We start from the raw sequence: 26,102 nt of genomic DNA on the forward strand, positions 1-26,102 counted from the left end.
ATCCGGGCCCGGCGGTGTGTCCGGCGGTGCGTCCGGCAACGAGGCGGAGGAGGCGGCGCTGCTGGGCCTGGCCCCGGTGGCGCCGTCCGCCACCGAGCACTACGGCCCCCACCCCTCGCAGGTGATCGACCTGTACGGCCCACCCGGCGGGCCCCTGGTGGCCGTCCTGCACGGCGGCTTCTGGCGGGAGGCGTACGACCGAGTCCATCTGTCCCCGCTCGCCGCCGCGCTGGCCGGCGGGCACGGGCTGCGGGTCGCGCTGGTGGAGTACCGGCGCGTCGGCGGGGGCGGCGGCTGGCCGGGCACCTTCGAGGACGTCGGGGCCGCCCTGGAGCACCTGCGCGGGGCGGGGGAGCTACGCGCGCTGGCCGGGCACTCGGCGGGCGGCCACCTCGCCCTGTGGGCGGCCTCCCGGGGCCCGGCGCGGTGTCCGGTGGTCGCCGTCGCCCCGGTCGCCGACCTCGCCCGCGCCCATGAACTGGGCCTGAGCGGCGGCGCGGTGGCCGCTCTGCTGGGCGGTGAGGAGCACCTCGCGGCCCGGCTGCCCGGGGCCGATCCGGTGCTGCTGCCGTCGCCGGACACCACGGCGGCCCCCGTGGTGCTGCTGCACGGCGCCGAGGACACGGACGTACCCGTCGAGCTGTCCCGCCGCTACGCCGCCGCCCGGCCCGGCGTCCGGCTGGCCGAGCTGCCCGGCACCGGCCACTACGCGCCCGTCACCCCGGGCACGGCGGCCTTCGCGCGGCTGGTGCGGGAGCTGGCGCGGTACGCCGGGCGGGCGCGTAGTACCTGAGACGGACCCGGAAGGATGCGACCGCGGGCGGACGACCGGGACGCCCGCGGTCCCTAGTGTCGTCACCGTGACCGACATGACGAAGAGCGCCGCGACGAAGACGGCAGCGACGAAGACGGCCGCCGCCGGCGGCCCCCGGCAGCCCACCGAGCTGCGGATGGCCCGCGACGCCCTGCACGACCTGCGCGCGGACCTGCTGACCGGAGCCTTCGCCTTCCGGCCGCTGCCCCCGCTGCCGGAGGGCCACCTCCTGCTGCGCGGGCTGCCCGCCGCCCTGCGCGGCCCGGCCCGCCGGCTGCCGCACCTGGCCCTGGTGGGCCTGGCGCTGCTGCTGATGTTCGCCGAGGTCGTCAACTCCCAGCCCTACGACGACGGCGGCTTCGTGCGGGCGCTGTTCCTGGGCGTGCCGCTGATCGTGCTGCTCTTCCGGCCGATCGGGGCCTTCTGGCTGTCGCTCGGCGGCATGCTGTTCACGGCGGTGGCCGCCGAGGGGTCCTGGAACGCCTGGCCCTGGACGGGCGTCTCCTTCGTGGCGCATCTGGTGGTGCTGCTGGTCGTCGCGGCCCGCACCGGTCCCCGGGCGGCGGTCCACTTGTGGCTGCTGACCGCCCTGGCCGGGGGGCTCGCCGCCGCGACGGACCCCTACCGGGGCTCGGCGGTCGCCTTCGCCATGGTGGTGGTCTCCGGAATCGTCCTCACGCTGCTGCTCGCCGTGCGCGGCTGGCGCGACTCGCGGCGGCAGGTCGTCGAGCAGGTCGCGGTGGTGGAGGAGGAAAGGTCCCGGCGCACGCTGCTGGAGGAGCGCACCACCATCGCCCGCGAGCTGCACGACGTGGTGGCCCACCACATGTCGGTGGTCGCCATCCAGGCCGAGGCGGCCCCCTACCGTGTCCAGGACCCGCCCGGCGAACTGGTGGCGGCGCTGGCCACCATTCGGGAGAACGCGGTGACGGCCCTGACCGAACTGCGCCGCGTCCTGGGCGTCGTCCGCGCCGACCTGCCCGGCGGCCTGGACGGCGGTCTGGACGGCTGGGGCCCCGAGGCGCCGCAGCCCACCCTCGCCGACCTCGGTGATCTGCTGGAGAACGTGCGCCGGGCCGGGCTGGAGGTGGAGTCGGTGACCACCGGGAGGGCGCGGCCGCTGCCGCAGGGTGTGGAGCTGTCCGCGTACCGCATCGTGCAGGAGGCGCTGAGCAACGCCCTGCGCCACGCGCCCGGCGCGAGCGCCCGGGTGGAGCTGGGCTACGTACCGGTCGGACTCGGCCTGCGGATCGTCAACGGGCCGCCGACGGGCCCGGCCGAGGACCGGACGGGGGCGGGCCGGGGCACCGGACACGGGGTGCTGGGGATGCGGGAGCGCACGGCGATGCTCGGGGGCGAGCTGACGGCCGAGGAGACCGGGGACGGCGGCTTCGCGGTGGAGGCGTTCCTGCCGGTGGAGCCGGACGCCGCGCCGGACGCCGCGCCCCGGAAGGACGCGCCGTGATCCGGGTGGTGATCACCGACGACCAGATGATGGTCCGCGAGGGCTTCTCCGTCCTGCTGAACGCCCAGCCGGACATCGAGGTCGTCGGCGAGGCGGTCAACGGGCGCGAGGCCGCGGAGGCGGTCGCCGGACTGGAACCGGACGTCGTGCTGATGGACATCCGCATGCCCGTGGTCAACGGGCTGGAGGCCACCCGCGAGATCTGCGCCTCCGGCTCGGCCGCCAGAGTGCTGATCCTGACCACCTACGACCTGGACGAGTACGTCTACCAGGCGCTGCGCGCCGGGGCGAGCGGCTTCCTGCTCAAGGACGCCTCCGCCGGCCAACTGGCCGACGGGGTGCGGACGGTGGCGGCCGGCGAGGCGCTGCTCGCGCCGACGGTCACCCGGCGACTGATCGCGGAGTTCTCCCGGCTCCCGGCCGCCGCCGGCCCGCGCGCCCCGCTCAGGGAGCGCATCGGGGACCTGACCGAGCGTGAGGCGCAGGTGCTCGCGCTCGTCGCCCGGGGCCTGTCCAACGGCGAGATCGCCGGCCGCCTCGTCGTCGCCGAGTCCACCGTGAAGACGCACGTCAGCCGGGTGCTGGTCAAGCTGGGACTGCGCGACCGCACCCAGGCGGCCGTCTTCGCCTACGAGTCGGGGCTCGTCGTCCCCGGAGGCTGAGCTTCCGGATGCCGAACCTCCGGAGGCTCGGCCTCCGGGGCAGCGGGGCGGGAACCGGTCACGGATCGGTTGCCGCCGTCACCGGCTTGCGTCCGCACCTCTATTCTCGACGGACGAGGTGAACGGGGAGGAGCCGCGCGCGATGGAACCACTGGGGGACGGTGACCCGCGCTGGATCGGCGCGTACAGGTTGCTGGGCAGACTGGGCGCGGGCGGGATGGGCCGGGTCTACCTGGCGCGTTCCGAACGCGGCCGCACGGTCGCGGTGAAGGTCGTACAGGAGGAGCTGGCCCGCCAGCCGTCCTTCCGTGAGCGCTTCGCCCAGGAGGTCAACGCCGCGCGGCGGGTCGGCGGCCAGTGGACGGCTCCGGTGCTGGACGCCGACACCGGCGCCGCGACCCCCTGGGTGGCCACCGGCTACATAGCCGGGCCGTCGCTGCAGGAGGTGGTGGACGAGGACTACGGGCCGCTGCCCGGGCACTCGGTGTACGCGCTGGCCGCCGGGCTGGTCGAGGCGCTGCGCGCGATCCACGGCGCGGAGCTGGTGCACCGCGATCTGAAGCCCTCGAACGTGCTGGTCACCATCGACGGGCCGAAGGTGATCGACTTCGGCATCGCCCGCGCCCTGGACTCGGTGACCGGGAGCGGGCTGACCCAGACCGGCGCCGTCATCGGCTCGCCGGGCTTCATGTCGCCCGAGCAGGTGCGCGGCGAGCGGGTCACCCCGGCCGGCGACGTGTTCTGCCTCGGCGCGGTGCTCGCCTACGCGGCGACCGGGCGGATGCCGTTCGGCACGGCCGACAGCGGCTTCCACGCACTGCTGTTCCGCATCGCCGAGGAGGAGCCCGACCTGACCGGGATCCCCGGGCCGCTGCGCGAACTGGTGGCGGACTGCCTGGTCAAGGACCCGGCCGGCCGGCCCGCGCTCGACGCCCTGGCCGCCCGCGTCGCGGCGCACACGCCGTCCGGCGGGACCTGGCTGCCGGGCGAGGTGCTGGCCCAGCTCGGCCGCCACGCGGTGCGGCTGCTGGACAGCGAGGATCCGGACGCGGCGGCGAGCGCCCTCGCGCGGCCCGAGGCCGCGGCGCGGGCGGCCCCGCCGGCGCCGCCCGCCGCACCGGGCACGCCCCCGCCGCACATGGGGCTCGCGCCGGGAACCGCCCCGGGATACGCGACGCCCGTTCCGCCGACCGCGCCGCCCCAGCCCGCGTACCTTTCGGGGCCGGCCGCCGCGCCGTACGCGCCGCAGGCACCCCGGCCGTGGCACTCCACGCCCCCGCCGCCGGTCACCGCCTCCTACCCCGCGCCCGGCGGCGCCGCGCGTCCCGGCGCCGCGCGGTCGGCGCGCACGCTGTCCCTCGTGCTGAGCGCCGGGCTGAGCGCGCTGCTGCTGTGCACGCTGGTGCAGCTCGTGCTCGACTTCCGTCTCTACGGGAAGCTGGACACCCTCCACGAGGGGACCCATCTGGCGTACGCGGCCTTCGACTACGACTCCCTGCGGAGTACCACCGAGGCGATGGCGGGCCTCTCCGCGCTGTTCTACCTGCCGGTGATCGTGCTGTGGCTGGTGTGGTTCTGGCGGGTCCGGGCGAACGCGGAGGCGTTCGCCCCCGGGCAGATCCGCTACCACCGGGGGTGGTCGATCGGCTCCTGGCTGGTGCCGGTGGTCTGGTTCTTCATGCCCAAGCAGATCATCAACGACATCTGCGACCACAGCGACCCCACCTCGACCCGCACCGCCTGGTACGGCCCCCGCCGGAGCAGCAACCGCGGTCTGCTCAACGGATGGTGGACGATGTGGCTGGCCGGCATGGTCGTCGGAGTCGTCAACTACGAGCCGTGGTACGACGCCGAGACCGTCGACCAGGCGCAGGGCAGCGCGGCCCTCACGGTCCTGACCGACTTCCTGGCCGTGCCCTCCACGGTGCTGGCGATCCTGGTCGTCCTGCGGCTGACATCCCTCCAGGACGACCGGATCAAGGCCGGCCGCTGATCCGCCGGCCGCCGACCCGGCGCAGCCGGCGTACCGCGGACAGGGCCCCGGCACGGTGGCGCAGGAGCACCGCGCCGACCGCCAGCCCCGCCAGTGCGGCCGCCCCGCCGAAGGCCGCCGCCGGGGACGATCCGGCGCCGGGTTCCGCGGCGACGCCGGTATGCACGAAGGACGCGGACAGCAGCTCCCCGGTGCCGCAGACCGCGACCACGGGGTAGCTGCCGCCGACGGCCAGCCCCTCCCGCAGAGGAGCGGTGGCGTGTCTCTCCCGGGCGGGACGCTCGTCGGCGCGTTCGAGTGCGACGGTCCGCTCGAAGGCGGGGGAGGAGACGACACCGCCCGAGCCGCCCGCCTCGCACACGGCGCGTACGCCGAGGGCCCCGACTCCGTCCCCGCCCGCGCGAGCGGGGGTGAGGGTGATCCCCTGGCCCGCGCCCGGCCCGCCGCCCCCTTCCCCGCCCTCCGCGGCGGACGCGGCGGTGGGGGCGGTCAGCGCCAGAGCGGCGGCGGCCGTACCGGCGGCCAGCGTACGGCGGGCGCCTCGGCCACGGAGGCGGACGGGGGCGTGGGCGTGTGGACGGGGGCGGGGAGAGTGCATGGCGGCGACCTCCGCTGCGTTCGGGTGCACGTCGCCCCCATGCGAGCAGCGTCCCCGCCGCCCCGCATCCCCGGATGGTGCGGGGGGATGACGCGGCTGCCCCGTACGGCGGAACGGGACCCGGCCCGTCCCGCCCGGTGCCTCAGCCGATGTCGCGGCGGCGGAACGCGGCGAGCCCCGCCGCCGTCAGTGCCGCCGCGGCCAGCAGTGTCCACAGGTACGGCGCCGCGGCCGGATCCCCGCCCGGCAGCTTGGGCAGGTGGGTGAACGGCGTGAGGTTCACGACCGCCTGGGGCAGGTCGAGCGCCGGGCCGAGCCAGCCGATGACGAGCGCGCCGCCGACCACCCCCCACGCCGCCGCGGCCGCCCCGGGCACGGCGCCCAGGAGCAGCACCGCCACAGCGGCGAGCGCCCACACCGCCGGCGCCTGCGCGAGGACCGCGCCGGTCACCCGCCACACCGCGCCCGGCTCACCGGCGGCCAGCCCGTAGCCCGCTCCCATGGCCAGACCGCAGGCTGCGAGCAGCACGGCCGATCCGGCGAAGGCGAAGAGCAGATGGCCGGCCGCCCAGCGCAGCCGGGGCACCGCGCCGGCCAGGATCGGCTCGGCGCGCTCGGAGGTCTCCTCGCCGCGCATCCGCAGGACCGCGCTCACCGCGTAGATCGCGGTGATCATGCCGAACATCCCGGCCATGGCGGCGAGGAAGGCGTCGGTGATGCCCGACGCGCCGCCCATCCGCTCGATCATCTCGCGGCTCTGCTCGTTGTCGCCGAGCAGGTCGGCCGCCCCCTCGGCCATGGCGCCGAAGACCAGGCCCGCGAGCACCAGCCCGGTGCCCCAGCCCAGCAGCGAGCCGCGCTGGAGCCGCCAGGCCAGCCCGTAGGGGCCGTTGATCCGGCCGGTGGCGGGTCCGGGCCTGGTGGCCAGGAAGCTCGCGCCGATGTCGCGCCGCCCGGCCAGCTCGTACGCGGCGGCCGTCACCGCCGCCGCCAGGCCCAGGGACAGCAGCAGGACCCAGGGCCGTTCGTCGGCGAACGGCCGTACGTTGCGTGCCCAGGCCAGCGGGGAGGCCCAGGACAGGGGTGAGGAGCCGTCGGTGGTGCCGGAGTCCCCGGCGGCCCGCAGTACGAAGGCGGCGCCCAGCACGGCACCGGTCAGTCCCTTGGCGAGCCGGGCACTCTCGGTGAGCTGCGCGGCCATGGCGGCGACCGCGGCGAAGACCAGACCGGTGCCGCCGAGGGCGAGTCCGGTGGCCAGTGATCCGCCCGCGGGCAGCCCGGTGCCCGCCAGGCCGAGGGCGACGAGGGCCGCGACGGCCGCGTCGGCGATCGCCGCGGCCAGCAGGGCGGAGGTGAGCGGGGCGCGGCGGCCCACCATCGCGGCGGAGATCAGCTCCTGACGGCCGGTCTCCTCCTCCTCGCGGGTGTGCCGCACCACGATGATCATGTTCATGATGGCGATGAGCACGCTGCCGACGGTGAGCATCTCCCAGACGGCCAGGCCGCCGAGGGAGGCGCTGAAGGCCGGGCCGTACACCGCGCGCATCGAGCTGTTGGCGTTCATCGACGCGACCACTTCGGCGCGTTCGGCGGCGGTGGGATAGAACTGCTCGACCGCCGCGGCGTTCTGCACGGCGAGTACGGTCAGCAGCAGGACCCACACCGGGATCAGCACGCGGTCGCGGCGCAGCGCGAGCCGCAGCAGTGTGCCGGTGCCGGCCAGGTCGCGGCGGGAGCCGTCGCGGCGGGCGGCCGCCGCCGGCTGGGCGACGGCGGTCATGACGCCACGACCTCCTCGCCGTCGGCCGCCGCCGCGGCGGCGGCGGTGTCCCGGAGGCCCCCCGGCTTCCCCTGCTCATCCTGGTAGTGCCGCAGGAAGAGCTCCTCCAGGGTGGGCGGGGTGCTGGTCAGGCTCCGCACGCCGGACTCCGCGAGCCGCCGCAGCACGCCGTCCAGCTTGTCGGTGTCCACCTGGAGCCGCACCCGGCGGCCCCGGACGGACAGGTCGTGGACGCCGGGCAGGCCGGACAGCCCGTCCGGCTCGCCCGCCAGCTCCGCGCTGACGGAGGTGCGGGTCAGATGCCGCAGGTCGGCGAGCGACCCGCTCTCCACGGTGACGCCCCGGCGGATGATGCTGACCCGGTCGCACAGCGCCTCGACCTCGCCGAGGATGTGGCTGGACAGCAGCACCGTCCGTCCCCGGTCGCGCTCCTCGGCGACGCAGTCCCGGAAGACCCCTTCCATCAGCGGGTCGAGCCCGGAGGTCGGTTCGTCCAGGATCAGCAGCTCCACGTCGGAGGCGAAGGCCGCGACGAGGGCGACCTTCTGCCGGTTGCCCTTGGAGTAGGTGCGCCCCTTCTTGGTGGGGTCGAGTTCGAACCGCTCCAGCAGCTCGTCGCGGCGCCGGGCGTCGAGTCCGCCGCGCAGCCGCCCGTAGAGGTCGATGACCTCGCCCCCGGACAGATTGCGCCACAGGGTCACGTCGCCGGGCACGTACGCGACGCGGCGGTGGAGTTCGACGGCGTCCCGCCAGGGATCGCCGTCCAGCAGCCGGGCGGCGCCGGAGTCGGCGCGCAGCAGGCCCAGCAGGACGCGGATGGTGGTGGACTTCCCCGAGCCGTTGGGCCCCAGGAAGCCGTGGACCTCGCCGGTTTCGACGTGCAGGTCGAGTCCGTCGAGCGCACGGGTGCGGCCGAAGGTCTTCACGAGACCGGAGACCGAGATGGCGGTGGTTGCCTTGGACATGCTTGCGAAGCTACTCTAATTTCAGAAATTTGTGAAGGTAGGAAATGGTCGGGATGGCCCAGGCGCTTGCGGCCTGGAAGGATGGGGCCCGTGGTGGTGAGTGAACAGCCGAACGAGCCGAACGAGCCGAACGAGCAGGCCGACGGCCCGCGGGTGCGGCCCTACGGTCCCGAGGTCGCCGAGTTCGTCGAGCGTTTCGCCGCCGAGCTGGCCGAGGCGGGCATGCAGCGCATGGCCTCGCGGGTCTTCGCCTGCCTGCTGACCGAGGACTCCGGCATCCTCGGCTCCGCCGAGCTCTCCGAGCGCCTGCGGATCAGTCCGGCCGCCGTCTCCGGCGCCATCCGCTACCTCTCCCAGGTCCATCTGGTCACCCGCGAACGGGAACCCGGCTCGCGCCGGGAACGCTACCGGGTGCACGCGGACGTCTGGTACGAGGCGATGACCGACCGCGACGCGCTGCTCGGGCGCTGGAGCACCACCTTCGACCAGGGCCTCAAGGCCGTCGGCCCGGACACCCCGGCAGGCCGCCGCATAGCCGAGACGGCGGAGTTCTTCGACTTCATGCGGCGGGAGCTGGCCATGACGCTGGAGCGCTGGCACGCCCACCGCGAGGCCGCACGCGGCGGTGACCCCGAGCCCTCCTGAGGCCCCGCCCGGACAAGGGCCCGGCTCCCGGCCGGCCTCGGACCTCGGGCCCCGGCCCTCAGACGGGCGAGGACCGCTGGGGCGGCACGGCCGGAGGGGCGGCCGGCGGTACGGTCAGGCGCAGCGCCGAGGGGTGCGCCGTCCAGGTGCGGGTGAGGACGGGGCCGGAGACCACCGCGTCGGCTCGGTAGCGGAAGTGCGGCCCCGAGACCGTGACCGTACGGGCCCGCGCCCGCACCGGGCCGTCCTCCGACCGCCGCCGCACGACCACGTCCACCAGACCGCCGCCCGGTGTGAGCGAGACCCGTTCCACAGGGCTGTCGAGGTCGGTCAGCAGCACCCCGTCGGCCTCGACGCGCAGCCGCGCCGCCCCGGGTCCGGGCGCGGGCCGGGCCAGGGTGCGCACCAGGGAGCGGCAGCGGCCCAGCGGCCCGCGCGCCGGACCGCCCGGGCCGCCCCGCCGCTCCCGCTCCCCGTGCAGCGGCGGGATGCGCAGGTCCCCCAGCACCACCCCGCCGCTGTCGTCTATCAGCAGGTCGAAGCGTCTCTCCCGGCCCTCCAGCACCGTCCGCGCCGCCCGCACCGCGTCCAGCGGCACCCCCAGCGTCCCTGCCAGCGCCACCGATCCCGGCCGTCCCACCGGCACCACCGACAGCGCGCAGTGCGTCAGCCCGCGCTCCAGGTGCAGCAGCCGCACCGCCCGCAGCAGTGCCCGGTCGTCCCCTATGACCACCGGGCGCCGGCGGCCCCGGCGGGCCAGCGCACGCGCGGTCTCCTCGGGGCCGTCCGGCAGGCACACCTTCACTCCGGGAGAGCCCGCGGCCAGCACGTCCCTGGCGATCCGTACGGACTCCCCGTCCGTACGGCGGGCGAGGGGGTCGACGAGCACGAGCAGCGGATGCGGAACCGGCACCTCGGTCCTTCCTTCGGTCGTCCCGGCCGCCTGCGGCCACCGGGGGCGGCCGGAATCGGCGGCCGCGGAGGGGAGTTGGCTGTGGTGGGTACGGACGGCGGGACCGGCGGGGTGTGGCCGGGGGTCGTCGCGTTCGCCTCCCGTCGGAGGAGTCCGGTAATCTCTCGGTGCAAGAGCCCCTGCCGCTGTTGCGGTCAGGGGTTTCGTCGATTCGGGGCACCGGTCCGACGGTTCTTGTCAGCGCGTCCGGTTCACGGCCGACACGCACGTTGGACATGCCCCGGCCGGAAGGGGTGTACGCCTGTGCCCGCACTCGTGCTGCTCGGCGCTCAGTGGGGTGATGAAGGCAAGGGGAAGGCCACCGACCTGCTCGGTGGCTCGGTGGACTACGTGGTGCGCTACCAGGGCGGCAACAACGCCGGCCACACGGTCGTCGTCGGCGACCAGAAGTACGCGCTCCACCTCCTCCCCTCCGGCATCCTCTCCCCGGGCTGCGTCCCGGTGATCGGAAACGGCGTCGTGGTGGATCCGGCGGTCCTGCTCTCCGAGCTGAGCGGGCTCGAAGATCGCGGCGTGGACACGTCCAAGCTGCTGATCAGCGGCAACGCGCACCTGATCACGCCGTACCACACCACGATGGACAAGGTGACCGAGCGCTTCCTGGGCAAGCGCAAGATCGGCACCACCGGACGCGGCATCGGCCCGGCGTACGCGGACAAGATCAACCGTGTGGGCATCCGCGTCCAGGACCTCTTCGACGAGTCGATCCTGACGCAGAAGGTCGAGGCGGCCCTCGACCAGAAGAACCAGATCCTCGCCAAGCTCTACAACCGCCGGGCCATCGCCGTGGAGCAGGTGGTCGAGGAGCTGCTCGGCTACGCGGACGCGCTGCGCGGCTACGTCTGCGACACCACCCTGCTGCTCAACGACGCGCTCGACGGGGACAAGGTCGTCCTCTTCGAGGGCGGCCAGGGCACGCTGCTGGACGTGGACCACGGCACGTACCCCTTCGTGACCTCCTCCAACCCGACCGCCGGCGGCGCCTGCACCGGCGCGGGGGTGGGCCCGACGAGGATCGACCGGGTCATCGGCATCCTCAAGGCGTACACCACGCGCGTGGGCGCCGGGCCGTTCCCGACCGAGCTGTTCGACGAGGACGGCGAGAAGCTGCGCACCATCGGCGGCGAGCGCGGCGTCACCACCGGCCGCGACCGGCGCTGCGGCTGGTTCGACGCGGTGATCGCCCGGTACGCCACCCGCGTCAACGGGCTCACCGACTTCTTCCTCACCAAGCTGGACGTGCTCACCGGCTGGGAGAGCGTCCCGGTCTGCGTCGCCTACGAGATCGACGGCCGGCGGGTTGAGGAACTGCCCTACAGCCAGACCGACTTCCACCATGCCAAGCCTGTCTACGAGATGCTGCCGGGCTGGTCCGAGGACATCTCGGGGGCCAGGGAGTTCTCCGACCTGCCGAAGAACGCGCAGGCCTACGTGAAGGCGCTGGAGGAGATGTCGGGCGCGCCGGTCTCCGCCATCGGCGTCGGACCGGGTCGGGACGAGACGATCCAGATCAACTCGTTCCTCTGACCGGCGGCTTGTGACCGGCGGCCCCGGGCGGGGGCCGCCGGCCCCGTTCACACCCCCGCCGGGCCCGCGCCGTCCCCGCCCCGCGCATCCAGGCCGTCCAGCGCCTTCGACAGCCGCTCCAGCGCGTCGCGCACCTCGGCGAAGGCCTCCTCGCCGCCCAGCGCCTCGCCCAGCCGCGCGGCGAACTCCGCGTGGCCCGGGGTGATCCGGTCCACCGCCGCACGGCCCTCCTCGGTGGGGGCGAGCAGTTTGGCGCGGCGGTGCGCGGGGTTGGGCTCGTACACCGCCAGGCCGCGCTCGACCAGCAGATCCGCCACGCGCTGCACGCTCTGCCGGGTGACACCCATGGCGCGGGCTATGCCGGCCACCGGCAGCGGCTCGCGCAGCACCGCGCCGAGCACCTGCCACCAGGCGGCGGTCAGCCCGGCGGGCCGGGCCAGCCGCTCGGCGGCGGACAGGAACTGCCCGTTCAGCCGGAAGACGGCCAGCGCCGTGTCCGACAGCAGCCCGGGGGCGCTCACGCCGCCCCGCTCGCGCCCTCGTGGGCCGCCAGCACCCCGTAGGCGCCCGCGTCGGAGTGCCGGAACAGCCGGAACCAGGCGTCCAGCACCTCGGGCGGGTACACCTCCAGCCGGGCCAGGATCTCGCGGGCGAACGCCACCGGCTCGGTGGGGCCGGCGGTGATCAGGTCCCCGTCGGCGCAGGCGTCGGTCTCGCGGTAGTGGCCGCCGCCCCGGTAGCCGGTGGCGGCCAGCACCCCGGCGGCGGCGCCGGTGTGGGGGCGGTCGTCGAGCAGCCCCTCCTTCGCCAGCCCGGTCACGCCCCCGCAGATGGCCGCGACGGGCACTTCGGCGTCCAGGAAGGCGCGGGCCGCCGCGGCGAAGGGCGGGAGCACCTTCTCCCAGGCGTCCGCTCCCGGCAGGATCAGCAGCGCGCTGTCGGCGGGCCGCAGGTCGGCGACGGACAGGCCGGGCGACACCTGCATGCCGCCCATGCTGATCACGGGTTCGCCGCTCTCACCGACGTACACCACATGGTGTCCGGCGCCGGTCAGGGCGGTGGTGGCGTAGGGGATCTCCCAGTCGGCGAAGGTGTCGTAGACGGCGACGTGCACGGTCTTGCGTTCCATGGCTCCTCCTCGGAGCTGATCGCCGGGTTGCCTATGACAACATGCTGTCACTTGGACAGGGTGCTGTCAAAGCGTGGACGCTAGGCTGACCCCCTGGGAAGGGGGGGTGCGGATGAGAGACGGCGCCGGCACCCGGACGGTCCGAGCCGTGAGGGGGCGCCCGTGATCCAGCGCAGCACGCTGCGCGCGCAGATCGCGGACGCGCTGCGCGACGAGGTGCTCGCCGGGCGTCTCCCGGCGGGCCGGGGCTTCACGGTCAAGGAGATAGCCGAGCAGTACGGCGTCTCCGCCACCCCCGTGCGCGAGGCGCTCGTCGACCTGTCCGCGCAGGGCCTGCTGGACGTGGAGCAGCACCGGGGTTTCCGCGTCCACGTCTTCACCCCCGCCGACTACCGGGCCATGGTCCAGGCGCGCGCCCTGGTCGCCGAGGTCGTCTTCCGCAGACCCGCGGGCCCGGCCCGTCCCGTCCCCGGCGACGAGCGGCTGGCCTCGGTGCGCCGCCGCGCCGGGGCCGCCGAGCGGGCCGCCCGTAAGGGGGACCTGGACGTGCTCATCGGTTACGACCTGCGCTTCTGGCGGGAGCTGGGCGAACTGATGGGCAACCCCTACATAACCGAGTTCCTGGACCGGCTGCGCGTGCAGTGCTGGGTCTTCGCCGTGCCGCACCTGCGCGAGCGGCCCGGCTTGCGGGAGGTGCTGTGGACCGGCTACCGCGAGCTGGCCGACGCGGTCGGTCGCGGGGACGACACGGCGGCCGGGCGCCTCGTCGCGGCCTGCGACGAGCACTGCCTAGCCCTCGTCGAGAAGCTGGACTGAGCGACTACGCTGTTGCGCCCGGAGTCCGTACCGCCCGCCGTATTGGAGCACCCGTTGGCCTGTGACCTCTGGCTGGTGCCGCTCGTCGACGTGCTGTGCCACAGCCCCGACAACCCCTTCGCCGAGGAGCTCGCGTCCTACGACAGGGCGCTGAGCGCCGCCGGACTGCCGCCGGTCCCCGTCCACGGCTACATGCCCGGACTGTCGGGCGACGTGGCGCCGGTCGCCGGCTTCGACTACGACGCGCTGCACTTCCTGCGCCGCGCCCATCTGCTCCAGCTCTGCGGCCTGGAGGTCACCCCGGTCGACGCGCTCGGCGGCGACTACGAGCAGTTGCTGGAGATGTTCGCCCCGACGGCCCAGCAGTCGCACCTGGTGTGGCACTACGACCACGCCGGCGCGTACGTCCCCCTCGACTTCGCCCACCCGCTCTCCGACGACGAACTCCTGGCCGGCGGCGGCCCGCTGGGCTCCAGCCACGGGCTGCTGCGCGAACTGGAGGCGGTCGCCCCGTACCTGGGCATCGACCCCGCCAACCCGCCCCCAGCCCCGGCGCCCCCGGCCCGTCCCACGGAACTGGAGGAACCCGCGGCCGCGCCGGCGTACGACGGCGGGCCGTTCGCGCGGGAGCGCCACGTCTGGCTGGGGCTGCACGCCGCGGCCACCCGGAGCCTGGCGCAGGGCTCCATGATCCTCTTCGGCTGACGCGTCGCCGGCGGCCGTCAGCGCGGCCCCTCCGGGGGCCGCTGCCGGGGCATGTTCGGCCGGACGCCCGGCGGCATCGAGAAGCGGGACGGCTGCGCGGCGGCGGCCTGCGCGGTGCGCGCGTTCCAGGCGGAGGAGGTCAGCGACTGGGTGTGCAGCGGCGCCGGACCGGAGCGGAACTCCACCATCCAGGCGGCGGTCTCACCCCGCACCAGCTCGGTCACGTCCTCCGAGAAGCGCCGCAGCACCCCCAGGCACCGCTCGGCGGCCTCGCCCGCGGTGCCCTCGGTGGGCCCGAGCACCTCCCGCACGCTCTCCGACGCCCAGTCGTACTGCAGCATCTCCAGCCGCCGCTGGACCGCCTGCGCCGTGGCGACGCCGCGCATCCAGCCCGAGGTCAGTCCGAACCAGCGGTCGCACCCCGCGCACACGGCCGCCAGCAGCAGGGCGGGGAACGCCCACAGGGCCGCGCCCCGCACCCCGCCGGCCAGCTCCAGCAGCGGCAGCACACCCCCGGCCGCCAGCCCCGCGGCGGTCCCCGCCCGCAGCGTCCTGGCCCACCGGCGCCTGCGCGCCCGGTCGGCCAGATACCACTCCACGACCTCCAGCGCCCCGCTCTCCACCCACCGGTACAACTCGTCCAGACGCTCGGCGGGCTCGCCCCAGTCCCCCAGCGGGAACGGCCGCCCGAGCAGGTCCCCGTGCTCGCCCCGCCCCATGCCGCCGCCCGTGCCGCCGCCCGTTCCGGGGCGCATCTCCGGCTGACTCACCCGCCACTCCCAACAAAGCCCTCGCTCGGATCCATTCGCGGACGGACCTCCCTCGGACCGCTCGGTGCCCCTTCCTACCCCCAAAAGTGGGAGACCTCTCGGCCTTCGCGGTATTTCCGCCCATACGTGCATCCCGATTGGGTATACAGGCCCCGCCTTCCTCACCCGATGGGGTGAGAAGCGCGTTTCGGCTGCCGCCCCGCGCCCCCGACCACCTGCGACGCTCCACCGGGCACCGCCGGTCCCCCGGCAGGTCCCGGCGACCCCGCGGCGGCCCCCGCCGTCCGCCTTCCGGGCGGGCCGGCCGGGGTCGCGGAAGGGGCGGATAGGGTGCAGGGCGTGAAGGTCCTCGTCATCGGCGGCGGCGCCCGCGAACACGCCCTGTGCCGCTCCCTGTCCCTCGATCCCGACGTCACCTCGCTGCACTGCGCGCCCGGCAACGCCGGAATCGCCCAGGTGGCGACCCTGCACTCCGTCGACGCGCTCGACGGCCCGGCCGTGGCCGGACTGGCCGCCGGGCTGGAGGCCGACCTCGTCGTGGTGGGGCCGGAGGCCCCGCTGGTGGCCGGGGTGGCCGACGCCGTGCGCGGGCGCGGCATCGCGGTCTTCGGCCCGTCGGCCGAGGCCGCCCGCCTGGAGGGCTCCAAGGCGTTCGCCAAGGAGGTCATGGCCGCCGCCGGGGTCCCCACGGCCCGCTCCTACGTGTGCACCACCGACGAGGAGACCGACCGCGCGCTGGACGCGTTCGGGCCCCCGTACGTCGTCAAGGACGACGGGCTGGCGGCGGGCAAGGGCGTCGTCGTCACCTCCGACCCGGAGGCCGCCCGCGCCCACGCCCGCGGCTGCGAGCAGGTGGTGATCGAGGAGTACCTGGACGGCCCCGAGGTCTCCCTGTTCGCCGTGACCGACGGCGAGTGCGTCGTACCGCTGCGGCCCGCCCAGGACTTCAAGCGCGCCCACGACGGCGACGAGGGCCCCAACACCGGCGGCATGGGCGCCTACTCGCCGCTGCCCTGGGCCGACCCCGAGCTGGCCGACGAGGTGCTGGCCACCGTCCTGCAGCCCACCGTGGACGAGATGCGCCGCCGCGGCACCCCCTTCTCCGGGCTGCTCTACGCGGGCCTGGCCATCACCTCGCGCGGGGTGCGCGTGGTGGAGTTCAACGCGCGCTTCGGGGACCCGGAGACCCAGGTCGTCCTGGCCCGGCTGAAGACCCCCCTGTCCGGCCTGCTGTACGCGGCGGCCACCGGGGCTCTGGCCGAGTTCCCACCGCTGCGCTGGAGCGACGACGCGGCCGTCACCGTCGTCGTCGCCTCCGAGGGCTACCCGGCCTCCCCCCGCACGGGGGATGTGGTCGAGGGGCTTGGGGAGGTGGCCGAGAAGGACGCCCCCACCGCGTACGTCCTGCACGCCGGCACCCGGCTGGACGACGAGGGGCGCGTGGTCAGCGCGGGCGGCCGGGTCCTGTCCGTCACGGCCACCGGGTCCGGCCTCGCCGAGGCGCGCGAGCACGCCTACCGGTCGGTGGCCCGCATCCGGCTGGCCGGTTCGCACCACCGCGGCGACATCGCGGCCGCGGCGTCCGCCGACGAGGCCGCGGCAGCCGCCGGGGAGGCCTGAGCCGGCACCCCGGCCGGACACCCCGGCGAGCGGATTTCCGCACCCAGCTTTACCCAAAGCCATTCCATCGAGTGACCGCTTCCTCATCCGGCTGACGGCCCCGCGGGCGCCGACTAGGGTTCCCGCGGACGGCTCCGGCAAGTGGCCCACCGCACATTGCGGTGTCGCCTGCCGGTGCCACAGTGGGGGAGTGACGGCAGGCGCGGGGGAACGGCAAGGGGGTGAGCGACTCGTGGCGGTACCGGAGACGGGCGCGCGTTCGGCGCGCGACCACGCGCTGGCGGTCCTGAGGGTGCGTGGCGCCGCGCTGGGCGCCGCGCTGCTGCCAGCCGCCGTGGCGGTCGTCCTGCTGGCCGGAGGGGCCACCGGCCACCTCCGCGGCGACGGCTGGGACGCACTGCGCTGGACGGCCGCGGCCGTCGCGGTGCCGGTGCTCGCCGCGGCCGCGGGCGTGGCCGCCGTGATCGCCCGGGCGCGCCCGGCGGTCAGTCCCACCGTGCAGATCGACGAGTCGGCCGCCCCCGACCTGTACCGGCTGATACGCGACCTCGCCGACCGGCTGGACGTCCCCGCACCCTCGGCGATAGCCCTGACGCCGGACTGCGACAGCTGGCTGGAGGACCGGGCGCACACCACCCGCGGCCGGCGTCTGCCGCGCCCCGGCACGGCGCGCGGCGCGGGTGCCCCCGTACTCGTCGTCGGCTCCCCCTTCCTGTGGTGGATGCGGGTCGCCGAGCTGCGGGCGCTGCTCGCCCCGATCGTGGCCGGGACGGGCCCGTCCGCGCACCCGGACATCGCCGCCGCGCGGCGCTTCGTCCGCGGACTGGACGCCGCCGCCGCGGTCGCCGTCGCGGTCCGCGGCCCGGTGCCCAAGCGGCTCGCGTACGACTTCACCGGCTGGGTCTCCCGGCTGCTGCTGCGCGCCGGGGCCTCCCACGCCGCGGAGATGGAGCGCATGGTCGCCGCCGCCGCCGCGGTGCGGGCCCAGACGGTCGACTACGGCCTGCGGGTCGTCGCCCAGGAGCAGGTGGGGCTGGCGTACGCCGGCTGGGACCGGCTGCTGACCCGGGTCGCGCTGCCCGCCTGGCGCACGGGGCGCTGGCCCGCCCGGCTGGACGCCGGCGTGGTCTCCGCCCTCACCGAGCTGTCCCGGCGCGACCGGCTGGCCGAGGGCTTCGCCACCCGGCTGGGCGAGCGCCCCGCCTGCGACCTGCTGGAGGAGCCCGGTGAGGTGGACCGCCAGATCTCCCTGCTGGCCGCGCGCCTCTTCCACGGCGGCCCGGCCGAGCCCGGTCCCGACTGGGCCCAGGTGGACTGGCAGGAGTACCCGGAGGAGGTCGTGGACCGGATCTGGCGCTCGGAGGCCGCCCGTCTCTTCGCGGCGCTGCGGGCCGAGGGGAACCCGACGCTGGCCGAGCTGGTCGACCGGCTGGCCGGCGCGGCGGCACCGGACGGCCCGGACGCCCCGTCCGGCGGCGCCGACGCGCTCGCCGCCCGGATCGGCGCCGACCTCGCCCGCGAGGAGGCCGCCCGGGCCGGCGCCGCCCGCGAGGCCGGCGCGATCCCCCTGCCCGTCCCCGGCGGGGACGGCGCGCTCCTCCCGCCCGGCGGCGGCTTCCCCCTCCAGCCGCCGCGCTCCGGACGCGAGCTGCTGGCCGAGCACATCACGGCCGCCGTGTGCTGCGCGGCCGTGGACACCGCCGGGGCGGCCCCCGGGCTCGACTGGCTGGACGGCCCCGCCCTGTTCATCGACGGCGAGCGCCGCGCGGATCTGGCCCGCCCCGTCCTCGCCCTCGCCGAGGAAGGCGACCCCCGGCCGCTGCGGGACTGGCTGGCGGCCGTCGGCGTACGGCCCGACAAGCCCATCCGCCTGGTCTGAGCCGGAGGCGGTCCGGGCGCCGCGGAGCGCCCGGACCGCCCGCGGACCCCGCCACCGCCCCGCCTCCCCTTGTTCGAGACGTATTCGGCCAGGCCCCCGACCATTCGGCGACGAGGGGTGACCGGACGTTCGCTTTATGTGATGTGCTGGTGCACGGCATCGCGGGAGCGGACACAGGGAGGGGAGACGCAGGTGGGCACGGAGCAGATCCGGCGCTGGGAGTCGGGGGCTCTCGCGCACGCGGTCACCGATCCGTTCGGGCAGGGGCCGCTGCCCTGGCTGCGGTGCGGCGAGCACTACTTCGACGACACCGGCCACGTCGTCCCCTGGTACCTCGACCACAGCAGCCTGGACGGCGACCGCGCCCCGTCCGGAGCGGGCGGCGGCCCGCGCGCGGCCGACGACGTGCGCTGCCAGGTCAAGGGCTTCACCTCCGAGAGCGCGGTCTCGCCCGGTGAGTCCATCGACTTCCGGATCACGGTCAACCCGCCCCAGCCCTTCGGCGTGGACGTCTACCGCATCGGCCACTACGGCGGCGAGGGCGCCACCAAGATCACCACCAGTCCCCGGCTGTCCGGCATCGTCCAGCCCCCGCCGCTGACCGCCGACCGCACCGTCTCCTGCCACCACTGGTGGCTCTCCTGGCGGCTCCAGGTCCCGGACTACTGGAGCACCGGCGCCCACGTGGCCGTGCTGACCACCGCCGACGGCCACCGCTCCCACATCCCCTTCACCGTCCGCGACGAGTGCCCCGGCGACCTGCTGATGGTCCTCCCCGACGTCACCTGGCAGGCGTACAACCTCTTCCCCGAGGACGGCCGCACCGGCGCCAGCCTCTACCACGCCTGGGACGGGGAGGGGCGGCTGCTGGGGGAGGAGGACGCGGCCGTCACCGTCTCCTTCGACCGGCCGTACGCGGGCGCGGGCCTGCCCCTGCACGTGGGCCACGCCTACGACTTCATCCGCTGGGCCGAGCGCTACGGCTACGACCTGGCCTACGCCGACACCCGCGACCTGCACGCGGGCCGCGTCGACCTCTCCCGCTACCGCGGCCTGGTCTTCGCCGGCCACGACGAGTACTGGTCGGCGCCCATGCGCCGCGCCGTGGAGAAGGCCCGCGACAGGGGCACCTCGCTGGTCTTCCTCTCCGCCAACACCATGTACTGGCAGGTCGAGCTGGGCCCCTCGCCCTCCGGGGCGCCCGAGAGGCTGATGACCTGCCGCAAGCGCCGCGGCCCCGGCCGCCCGCGGCGCTGGCGCGACCGGGGCGAGCCCGAACAGCAGGTGCTGGGCGTCCAGTACGCGGGCCAGGTGTCCCGGCCGCACCCGATGGTCGTACGGAACACCTCCCACTGGCTGTGGGAGGCCACCGGGGCGGTGGAGGGCGAGGAACTGCCCGGCCTGGTGGCGGGCGAGGCGGACCGCTACTTCCCGCGTACCGCCCTGCCCCCGCACACCGGCCGCGTCCTGCTCGCCCACTCGCCCTACCGGGACGCCTCCGGCGCCCGCCGCCACCAGGAGACCTCCCTGTACGAGGCGCCCAGCGGCGCCCTGGTCTTCGCCTCGGGCACCTTCGCCTGGTCCCCTGCCCTGGACCGCCCCGGCCACACCGACCCCCGTGTCCAGCGGGCCACGGCCAACCTCCTGGACCACATCTGCAAGCACCCCTGAGCACCTCCGGGCGACCCTGGGCGCCCACGGGCCCTCCGGCCCGCCCGGGTACGGCTGTTCGCGCGGTGCGCCCCCACCCGTCCGTCCGACCCCGGCCGGTGGGGAGGGCGGCGGTACGGGAGAATCGGAACTCCTGGACCAAGCCGCAGGAGGAGCCGTGACCGGATTCGTAGAGAAGCCCGAACCCGTGCAGGTGCCGGGTCTGGTGCACGTGCACACCGGCAAGGTGCGGGACCTGTACCGGAACGAGGCGGGGGATCTGGTGATGGTCGCCAGCGACCGGGTGTCCGCCTACGACTGGGTGCTGCCGACCGAGATCCCCGACAAGGGCCGCGTCCTCACCCAGCTCTCGCTGTGGTGGTTCGACCAGCTCGCCGACCTGGTGCCGGGCCATGTGCTCTCCACCGAGCTGCCGCCCGGCGCCCCCGCCGACTGGGCGGGGCGTACGGTGGTCTGCCGCTCCCTGCGCATGGTCCCGGTCGAGTGCGTGGCCCGCGGCTACCTCACCGGCTCGGGCCTGGCCGAGTACCGCCAGACCCGCACGGTCTGCGGCCTCGCCCTGCCCGAGGGCCTGGAGGACGGCTCCGAGCTGCCCGCCCCCATCTTCACCCCGGCCACCAAGGCGGAGGTCGGCGAGCACGACGAGAACGTCGCCTACGAGGAGGTCGCCCGCCGGGTCGGCGCCGACACCGCCGCCGAGCTGCGCCAGCTCACCCTGGCCGTCTACTCCCGGGGCCGCGACATCGCCAGGGAGCGGGGCATCATCCTGGCCGACACCAAGTTCGAGTTCGGGTGGGCCGCGCAGGAGGACGGCGAGGAGCGGCTGATGCTGGCCGACGAGGTGCTGACGCCGGACTCCTCGCGCTTCTGGCCCGTCGACCGGTGGGAGCCTGGCCGTTCCCAGCCCTCGTTCGACAAGCAGATCGTCCGCGACTGGCTGACCTCCCCGGCCGCCGGCTGGGACCGCGGCGGCGAGGTCCCTCCGCCCGAGCTGCCCGCCGAGGTCGTCGAGCGCACCCGCGCCCGCTACACCGAGGCGTACGAGCTGCTGACGGGCACCCGCTGGAGCTGACGGCACCGGGGCGGGCCGCACGGCACGCGGGCGGCCCGCCCGCAGCGAACCCGCACACGGAGAAGGCCCCGGTCCTGTAAGGACCGGGGCCTCTTCCCCGAGCGGACGACGAGACTCGAACTCGCGACATCCACCTTGGCAAGGTGGTGCTCTACCAACTGAGCTACGTCCGCATGCTCCGTCCGGTGCGCCCCCACTATAGCCAACCTCGCTCGCGTGCGATGCGCACGGCCGCGTGACGGTTCTCCGCCGACAGCTTCGCGGCGGCCGACGACAGGTAGTTGCGGACCGTCCCCGGCGCCAGCGCGGCCCGCGCGGCGATCTCCGCGACCGGCGCCCCGTCCGCCGCCAGCTCCAGCAGCTCGGCCTCGCGGGCGGTCAGCGGCGAGTCCCCGGAGCTGATCGCGTCGGCGGCCAGCTCCGGGTCCACATAGCGGTTGCCGGCGTGCACCGTGCGGATGATCTCGGCCAGCCGCTGCGCCGAGACGGTCTTGGGCACGAAGCCCCGCACCCCCGCGGCCAGGGCCCGCTTCAGGTGCCCCGGGCGGCCGTGCCCGGTCACGATCATGGTGGTGCAGGCGGGAAGGCCGGCGCGCAGCTCCGCGGCGACCGCCACGCCGTCCTTGCCCGGCATCTGGAGGTCCAGCACCGCCACGTCGGGCCGGTGGGCGCGGGCCATCGCCAGCGCTTCGGGTCCGGACGCGGCCTCGGCCACGACCAGCAGGTCGTCCTCCAGCGCCAGCAGCGCGGCCAGCGCACCCCGGATCAGATGCTCGTCGTCGGCCAGCAGTACCCGTACGCGGCGCCCGGCGCCCGCACCACCGCCCGTACCGCCTTCCACGCCGCCGTCCGTACCGTCCCGCTCGTGGCCGCTCACCGCTCGCCCTTCCCGTCTTCCCCGCCGTTCTGCCGGGCGGGCGCCCGTGCCGGCACCCGGGCCGTCAGCCGGAAGGTGCTGTCGCCGCGGCGCTCACCGGTCAGTGTGCCGCCGAGCGCGGCCAGGCGTTCGCGGAGCCCGTCCAGCCCGGAGCCGCCCCCCGTGGCGGCTGCGGACCCCGGCACACCGTCGTTCTCCATGACCAGCTCGGCGACCGGTCCCGCGGCCCGCAGCCGGACCGCGCACCGCCCGGCGTCGGCGTGCCGCAGCACGTTGGTGGTCCCCTCGCGGACCACCCAGCCCAGAGCCGACTGCAGCGGCTCGGCCAGCTCCCCGCTGCCGCTGTCCTCGATCCGGCAGTCGATCCCGGCTGCCCTCAGCACCCCGCGCGCGCCGACCAGTTCGGTGTGCAGATCGGCCTCCCGGTAGCCGCGCACGACCTCCCGCATCTCCCGCTGCGACTCCCGCGCGATCCGCTGCACCTCGGTCATCTGGTCCACGGCGGAGGGTGAGCCGCGCTGCGCGAGCTGCACGGCCAGCTCGCTCTTGAGCGCGATCACCGACAGGTTGCGGCCCAGCACGTCGTGCAGGTCCCGGCCGAACCGCAGCCGCTCCTCGGCCACCGCCAGCCGCGCCTGGGTCTCCCGGGCGGCCTCCAACTCGTTGACGACCCGCATCGTCCAGGCCGAGCAGCGGTAGGAGACACCGAAGATGACGGCTCCGGCGACCGTGCCGGCGACCGCGACTGCCAGCCCGCCGCCGGCCGCCCCCAGCGCCCGCGCCGTGAGCAGTGAGGCGGCCAGCAGCGCCACCACCAGTGCGGTGCTCCGCCCGGCGGACAGCACCAGCGGCAGCGGCCCGGCCAGGAACATCAGCAGCCAGACGACGGTCGGCAGCGCCCGGGGCGCCGACAGCTCGCCGGCGCCGATCAGGGCGAGGACGGCGGCGATCCCGGTGACGGTGAGGGCCACATACGCCGCCGCCAGCCGCACGGGCCGCTCCTCCGTACCCAGGTAGTACCGCAGACCGGCCCGGGACAGCAGCAGATGGCAGGCGGTGTGGGCGGTGAACAGCACCCCCAGCACGGCCGCAGCCCAGGCGGCCGGGCCCTTCGACTGCGCGACGGTCCAGCCGAGCAGCGCCACCCCCTCGAAGAGGGCGAAGCTGTAGATCGTGTACCGGGTGTACTGGTGGAAACGGACCGGCCCGCTGGACCGCCGTATCCGCTCCACCCAGCCCGGCGCGCCTTCCTCGACCGCCACCGTCACATCCGCTCCTCACACCTCAGTGACGCGGTTCCCAGCGGAACCACCGTCGTACGGCGAACACCGACACCAGGGCCCAGGCCACGGCGGTCCCCAGCGTCCGCAGCACCTCGCCCGGCTCGCCGCCGCCGAGCCAGCCGTACCGCACCAGATCGACCACCGGGGTCATCGGCAGCAGCCGCAGGACGTCGGCCGCCCGATCGGGCACGGCCTCCAGGGGGACGAACATCCCCGAGCCCGCCAGCGAGACCATCAGCAGCGGCAGCGCGGTGATCTGCGCGCTCTCCGTCGTCCGGGTGATCACGGCCGTCGCGGCGGCCGTCAGCACCATCAGGGCGGCGCCCAGCAGCACGCCCAGTACCAGCAGGTCCGGCCGGTCCGGCGGCGTCATCTCCAGCAGGGCCGCGCCCGCCGCGACCAGCACGGCGCACTGCGCCAGCGCCACGGTGACCACCGGCAGCGCCGCGCCGGCCAGGATCTCCCAGTCCCGCAGCTCCCCGGTCCGCAGCCGTTTGAGGACCAGCTCCTCGCGGCGGGAGACGTAGGCGGGGATGAGGTTCAGATAGACGACGAGGATCAGCACCATCGGAATGCCGCTGGTCATCACCAGATCGGTGACAGTCAGCCCGGTGCCCTCCAGCGTCGCCCGCTCGACCGTGGAGCGCATGAACAGCACCATGGCCAGCGGCATCAGCAGGGCGGTGAACATGGCGGTGCGGTTGCGGACGAGCAGCGTCAGCTCCGCCCGGGCCAGCGACCGCAGTCTGCCCAGGGAGGCCGAGGCCTCGCCGGCCACCCCGGCGTCCGTCCCGCTTCCGGTGTCCGCCGCGCTCATCGTGCTCCCGCCTTCGCCACTCGTGCCGTGCCGTCGTCCTCCGCCGCGTCCGGCGTGTCCGGGCCGTCTCCGTGGGCGATCTCCAGGAACGCCTCCTCCAGGGAGGCCGAGCGGGCGTCCAGACCCGCCAGCGCCAGGCCCTCCTGCCGTGCCCACAGCAGGAGTCCGGTCAGCGACTCCTGCAGCCGTTCGGTGCGGATCTCCACACCCCGCCCGTGCTCGGCGGCCTTCAGGGACAGCGGAAGCCGGGCGGCGGGCACCCCCTCGGGCAGCGTGAAGCGGATCCGGGACGGGCGCGAGGCGGTGACCTCGGCCGGCGTGCCGGAGACGACGATCCGCCCCGCCCGCATGATCGCCAGCCGGTCGGCCAGTTCCTCGGCCTCCTCCAGGTAGTGCGTGGTCAGCACCACGGTCGTACCGCCCTTCCGCAGCTCCCGTACCAGCCGCCAGGTCTCCCGCCGCCCCTCGGCGTCCAGCCCGGTCGTCGGCTCGTCCAGGAAGAGCACCTCGGGCCGGCCGAGCAGGGCCATGGCCAGGTCCAGCCGCCGCCGCTCACCGCCGGAGAGCTGCTTGACCCGTACGTCCGCACGCGGGGCCAGGCCCACCATCTCCAGGGCCTCCGGGACCGGACGGGCCCCGGCGGTGCAGCCGGCCCACATCCGAACGGTCTCGGCGACGGTCAGGTCGGAGGGGAAGCCGCCCTCCTGGAGCATCACCCCGATCCGCGACCGCACCCGGGCACGCTCGCGGTACGGGTCGTGCCCGAGCACGCGCACCCGGCCGCCGCCGGGCTCGGCCATCCCCTCCAGCAGCTCGACGGTGGAGGTCTTGCCCGCACCGTTCGTCCCCAGCAGCGCGAACAGCTCGCCGCGCGCCACGGAGAACGAGACTCCCCGTACGGCCTCGAAGCCGCCGTCCCCCGTCGCCGGGCCGTAGCGCCGCCGCAGCCCGCTCACCTCGATGACCCGCTCTCCGATCTCCATGCCACCAGGGTCGCGCGTGGCCGGGGGCGAGAGCGGTGCGGGCTGTCACGAGCGCACGTGACAAATGTCAACCCGTCGGCGGGCCAGGGGAAATGAGGGGGTGTGATGTGACACACACGAAGAAGGCCCCGGTCCTGAAGGACCGGGGCCTTTTCCCTGAGCGGACGACGAGGCTCGAACTCGCGACCTCAACCTTGGCAAGGTTGCGCTCTACCAACTGAGCTACGTCCGCGTGCGACCTCCCGGCTCTCACCGAGCGGCGCGCCTTCACTCTACCCGATCCCGGAGATCCGGTGGAGCGAGCGGAGCGGGTGACAGGAATCGCACACTGCGCCTCCCTCTTGGAAAGAGGGCGCTCTACTACTGAGCTACACCCGCGTGACCACCTTGGTTCCGGCCGTTTCCGGCCGCCCCCGGCGGTGTGCTCCAGACTCTAGCCGATCACCCGGGGTGCCTGGCAAGTCGGTCCGGACGCGGGCTCAGCGAGACTCCCCGGGGGCGGCGCCGGGAGCGGTTCCGTGGGCCTCGTCGAACGCCTCGTAGACCTTCTTGGGGATGCGGCCGCGCGGCGGCACCTCGAAGCCGTGCGACCGGGCCCAGGCCCGCACCGCGGACGGGTCCGGCGCGACGGAGGTGTGCTGGAACGTCTTCCCGGACCTGGCCCGCTTGCGGCCGGCCCGCACATAGGGGGCGAGGCCCACGCGCAGTTTCTTCGCGTTCTCGCGGTTGAGATCGATCTCGTACGACTTGCCGTCGAGACCGAAGGTGACCGTTTCCGATGCTTCCCCGCCGTCGATGTCGTCGGAGAGTGTGACCACCACACGCTGTGCCACGGATATCGGTCCTTTCGGGAGGATCGCATGCGGGAACACTTCGAAACCGCTTCCTGACGTGCGGTGATATCGACGTTCCCGGCGATCGGTGTCAATGCCCTTTCCTTTGTACAGCGGCAGGCATTGTCTGGTGAAGCGGTTGAATTATCGCCCGCGTGTCATGCCGCGAACGCGACTTTACTTTTCCGGCGTCGATTCGGGCAGTACTTCCCGGTGTTTTCCGGG

At 74.9% G+C, this 26,102-nt stretch carries 24 protein-coding genes and 3 tRNA genes; 12 read left to right on the forward strand and 15 right to left on the reverse strand.

Translation table 11 applies throughout. The features are described from left to right. The first annotated feature begins 16 nt into the window (after nucleotides 1–16). From ACGRHY_RS14070 to ACGRHY_RS14085, 4 genes are all read left to right on the forward strand, one after another. Nucleotides 17–793, forward strand: a complete 777-nt coding sequence (locus ACGRHY_RS14070; RefSeq protein WP_394638042.1) for an alpha/beta hydrolase family protein — start codon at nucleotides 17–19, stop codon at nucleotides 791–793. A 76-nt stretch (nucleotides 794–869) separates the two neighbouring features. Further along, the gene (locus ACGRHY_RS14075) at nucleotides 870–2,279 is read left to right on the forward strand and encodes a sensor histidine kinase (protein WP_394638043.1); all 1,410 of its coding nucleotides are present in this window, start codon (nucleotides 870–872) and stop codon (nucleotides 2,277–2,279) included. Beyond that, the gene (locus ACGRHY_RS14080) at nucleotides 2,276–2,941 is read left to right on the forward strand and encodes a response regulator (protein WP_394635689.1); all 666 of its coding nucleotides are present in this window, start codon (nucleotides 2,276–2,278) and stop codon (nucleotides 2,939–2,941) included. Before ACGRHY_RS14075 ends, ACGRHY_RS14080 begins: the two co-directional genes overlap by 4 nt. 142 nt (nucleotides 2,942–3,083) lie before the next feature. Further along, nucleotides 3,084–4,934, forward strand: a complete 1,851-nt coding sequence (locus ACGRHY_RS14085) for a protein kinase domain-containing protein (protein ID WP_394635690.1) — start codon at nucleotides 3,084–3,086, stop codon at nucleotides 4,932–4,934. Here the strand turns inward: ACGRHY_RS14085 and ACGRHY_RS14090 are convergent. The 3 genes from ACGRHY_RS14090 to ACGRHY_RS14100 all read right to left on the reverse strand — a co-directional run bounded on the left by ACGRHY_RS14090 (nucleotide 4,918) and on the right by ACGRHY_RS14100 (nucleotide 8,277). Beyond that, nucleotides 4,918–5,562, reverse strand: a complete 645-nt coding sequence (locus tag ACGRHY_RS14090) for a hypothetical protein (RefSeq protein WP_394635691.1) — start codon at nucleotides 5,560–5,562, stop codon at nucleotides 4,918–4,920. The genes ACGRHY_RS14085 and ACGRHY_RS14090 overlap by 17 nt on opposite strands. A gap of 112 nt (nucleotides 5,563–5,674) precedes the next feature. Beyond that, nucleotides 5,675–7,312, reverse strand: a complete 1,638-nt coding sequence (locus ACGRHY_RS14095; RefSeq protein WP_394635692.1) for an ABC transporter permease — start codon at nucleotides 7,310–7,312, stop codon at nucleotides 5,675–5,677. Then, nucleotides 7,309–8,277, reverse strand: a complete 969-nt coding sequence (locus tag ACGRHY_RS14100) for an ABC transporter ATP-binding protein (RefSeq protein ID WP_394635693.1) — start codon at nucleotides 8,275–8,277, stop codon at nucleotides 7,309–7,311. Before ACGRHY_RS14100 ends, ACGRHY_RS14095 begins: the two co-directional genes overlap by 4 nt. A 96-nt stretch (nucleotides 8,278–8,373) precedes the next feature. Between ACGRHY_RS14100 and ACGRHY_RS14105 the strand changes: the two genes are divergently transcribed. Then, the gene (locus ACGRHY_RS14105) at nucleotides 8,374–8,922 is read left to right on the forward strand and encodes a GbsR/MarR family transcriptional regulator (protein ID WP_394638044.1); all 549 of its coding nucleotides are present in this window, start codon (nucleotides 8,374–8,376) and stop codon (nucleotides 8,920–8,922) included. A gap of 58 nt (nucleotides 8,923–8,980) precedes the next feature. Here ACGRHY_RS14105 and ACGRHY_RS14110 read toward each other — a convergent pair whose 3' ends face one another. Then, complete coding sequence (locus ACGRHY_RS14110) at nucleotides 8,981–9,835, reverse strand: diacylglycerol kinase (protein ID WP_394635694.1); 855 nt, start codon at nucleotides 9,833–9,835, stop codon at nucleotides 8,981–8,983. A gap of 303 nt (nucleotides 9,836–10,138) precedes the next feature. On the opposite strand from ACGRHY_RS14110, the gene ACGRHY_RS14115 reads away from it, so the two are divergent. Further along, the gene (locus ACGRHY_RS14115) at nucleotides 10,139–11,422 is read left to right on the forward strand and encodes an adenylosuccinate synthase (protein ID WP_394635695.1); all 1,284 of its coding nucleotides are present in this window, start codon (nucleotides 10,139–10,141) and stop codon (nucleotides 11,420–11,422) included. Between the two features lie 47 nt (nucleotides 11,423–11,469). On the opposite strand, the gene ACGRHY_RS14120 is transcribed toward ACGRHY_RS14115, so the two are convergent. Together ACGRHY_RS14120 and ACGRHY_RS14125 are read right to left on the reverse strand one after the other, a co-directional pair. Next, nucleotides 11,470–11,943 (reverse strand): MarR family winged helix-turn-helix transcriptional regulator, encoded by a 474-nt coding sequence (locus tag ACGRHY_RS14120; RefSeq protein WP_394635696.1) that lies wholly within the window; start codon nucleotides 11,941–11,943, stop codon nucleotides 11,470–11,472. Further along, on the reverse strand, nucleotides 11,940–12,551 hold the full coding sequence (locus ACGRHY_RS14125) for a DJ-1/PfpI family protein (protein WP_394635697.1): 612 nt from the start codon (nucleotides 12,549–12,551) through the stop codon (nucleotides 11,940–11,942). The genes ACGRHY_RS14120 and ACGRHY_RS14125 overlap by 4 nt, the downstream gene beginning before the upstream one ends. 162 nt (nucleotides 12,552–12,713) lie before the next feature. On the opposite strand from ACGRHY_RS14125, the gene ACGRHY_RS14130 reads away from it, so the two are divergent. Then, complete coding sequence (locus tag ACGRHY_RS14130) at nucleotides 12,714–13,367, forward strand: GntR family transcriptional regulator (RefSeq protein WP_394635698.1); 654 nt, start codon at nucleotides 12,714–12,716, stop codon at nucleotides 13,365–13,367. 54 nt (nucleotides 13,368–13,421) lie between these two features. After that, a complete protein-coding gene (locus tag ACGRHY_RS14135; RefSeq protein ID WP_394635699.1) occupies nucleotides 13,422–14,072 on the forward strand; it encodes a putative DNA-mimic protein in 651 nt (216 codons plus the stop codon). A gap of 17 nt (nucleotides 14,073–14,089) precedes the next feature. Here ACGRHY_RS14135 and ACGRHY_RS14140 read toward each other — a convergent pair whose 3' ends face one another. Continuing rightward, a complete protein-coding gene (locus ACGRHY_RS14140; protein ID WP_394635700.1) occupies nucleotides 14,090–14,842 on the reverse strand; it encodes an SLATT domain-containing protein in 753 nt (250 codons plus the stop codon). A 339-nt stretch (nucleotides 14,843–15,181) separates the two neighbouring features. On the opposite strand from ACGRHY_RS14140, the gene purD reads away from it, so the two are divergent. The 4 genes from purD to ACGRHY_RS14160 all read left to right on the forward strand — a co-directional run bounded on the left by purD (nucleotide 15,182) and on the right by ACGRHY_RS14160 (nucleotide 21,084). Next, nucleotides 15,182–16,462: a phosphoribosylamine--glycine ligase gene (gene purD, locus ACGRHY_RS14145; RefSeq protein WP_394635701.1), complete on the forward strand. Its 1,281-nt coding sequence runs from the start codon at nucleotides 15,182–15,184 to the stop codon at nucleotides 16,460–16,462. 232 nt (nucleotides 16,463–16,694) lie between these two features. Further along, nucleotides 16,695–18,341, forward strand: a complete 1,647-nt coding sequence (locus tag ACGRHY_RS14150) for a hypothetical protein (protein ID WP_394635702.1) — start codon at nucleotides 16,695–16,697, stop codon at nucleotides 18,339–18,341. A gap of 192 nt (nucleotides 18,342–18,533) precedes the next feature. Further along, complete coding sequence (locus ACGRHY_RS14155) at nucleotides 18,534–20,012, forward strand: N,N-dimethylformamidase beta subunit family domain-containing protein (protein ID WP_394635703.1); 1,479 nt, start codon at nucleotides 18,534–18,536, stop codon at nucleotides 20,010–20,012. 157 nt (nucleotides 20,013–20,169) lie between these two features. Beyond that, nucleotides 20,170–21,084, forward strand: coding sequence for a phosphoribosylaminoimidazolesuccinocarboxamide synthase (locus tag ACGRHY_RS14160; protein WP_394635704.1), 915 nt, complete (start codon nucleotides 20,170–20,172; stop codon nucleotides 21,082–21,084). A 100-nt stretch (nucleotides 21,085–21,184) separates the two neighbouring features. Here ACGRHY_RS14160 and ACGRHY_RS14165 read toward each other — a convergent pair. From ACGRHY_RS14165 to ACGRHY_RS14200, 8 genes are all read right to left on the reverse strand, one after another. Beyond that, nucleotides 21,185–21,257 (reverse strand) — tRNA-Gly (locus ACGRHY_RS14165). 23 nt (nucleotides 21,258–21,280) lie between these two features. Further along, the gene (locus ACGRHY_RS14170) at nucleotides 21,281–21,925 is read right to left on the reverse strand and encodes a response regulator (RefSeq protein ID WP_394638045.1); all 645 of its coding nucleotides are present in this window, start codon (nucleotides 21,923–21,925) and stop codon (nucleotides 21,281–21,283) included. A 32-nt stretch (nucleotides 21,926–21,957) separates the two neighbouring features. Beyond that, nucleotides 21,958–23,223 (reverse strand): sensor histidine kinase, encoded by a 1,266-nt coding sequence (locus ACGRHY_RS14175; RefSeq protein ID WP_394635705.1) that lies wholly within the window; start codon nucleotides 23,221–23,223, stop codon nucleotides 21,958–21,960. Nucleotides 23,224–23,245: 22 nt separating this feature from the next. Continuing rightward, nucleotides 23,246–24,061 (reverse strand): ABC transporter permease, encoded by an 816-nt coding sequence (locus ACGRHY_RS14180; protein WP_394635706.1) that lies wholly within the window; start codon nucleotides 24,059–24,061, stop codon nucleotides 23,246–23,248. Beyond that, the gene (locus ACGRHY_RS14185; RefSeq protein ID WP_394635707.1) at nucleotides 24,058–25,044 is read right to left on the reverse strand and encodes an ABC transporter ATP-binding protein; all 987 of its coding nucleotides are present in this window, start codon (nucleotides 25,042–25,044) and stop codon (nucleotides 24,058–24,060) included. Before ACGRHY_RS14185 ends, ACGRHY_RS14180 begins: the two co-directional genes overlap by 4 nt. Nucleotides 25,045–25,203: 159 nt before the next feature. Further along, nucleotides 25,204–25,276 (reverse strand) — tRNA-Gly (locus ACGRHY_RS14190). Nucleotides 25,277–25,350: 74 nt separating this feature from the next. Further along, nucleotides 25,351–25,422: transfer RNA gene (locus ACGRHY_RS14195), tRNA-Gly, on the reverse strand. 101 nt (nucleotides 25,423–25,523) lie between these two features. Beyond that, complete coding sequence (locus ACGRHY_RS14200; protein ID WP_394635708.1) at nucleotides 25,524–25,877, reverse strand: histone-like nucleoid-structuring protein Lsr2; 354 nt, start codon at nucleotides 25,875–25,877, stop codon at nucleotides 25,524–25,526. Between the last annotated feature and the right edge of the window lie 225 nt (nucleotides 25,878–26,102).

The sequence above is a fragment of the Streptomyces shinuiensis genome (assembly GCF_043660855.1).
Classification (GTDB): domain Bacteria; phylum Actinomycetota; class Actinomycetes; order Streptomycetales; family Streptomycetaceae; genus Streptomyces.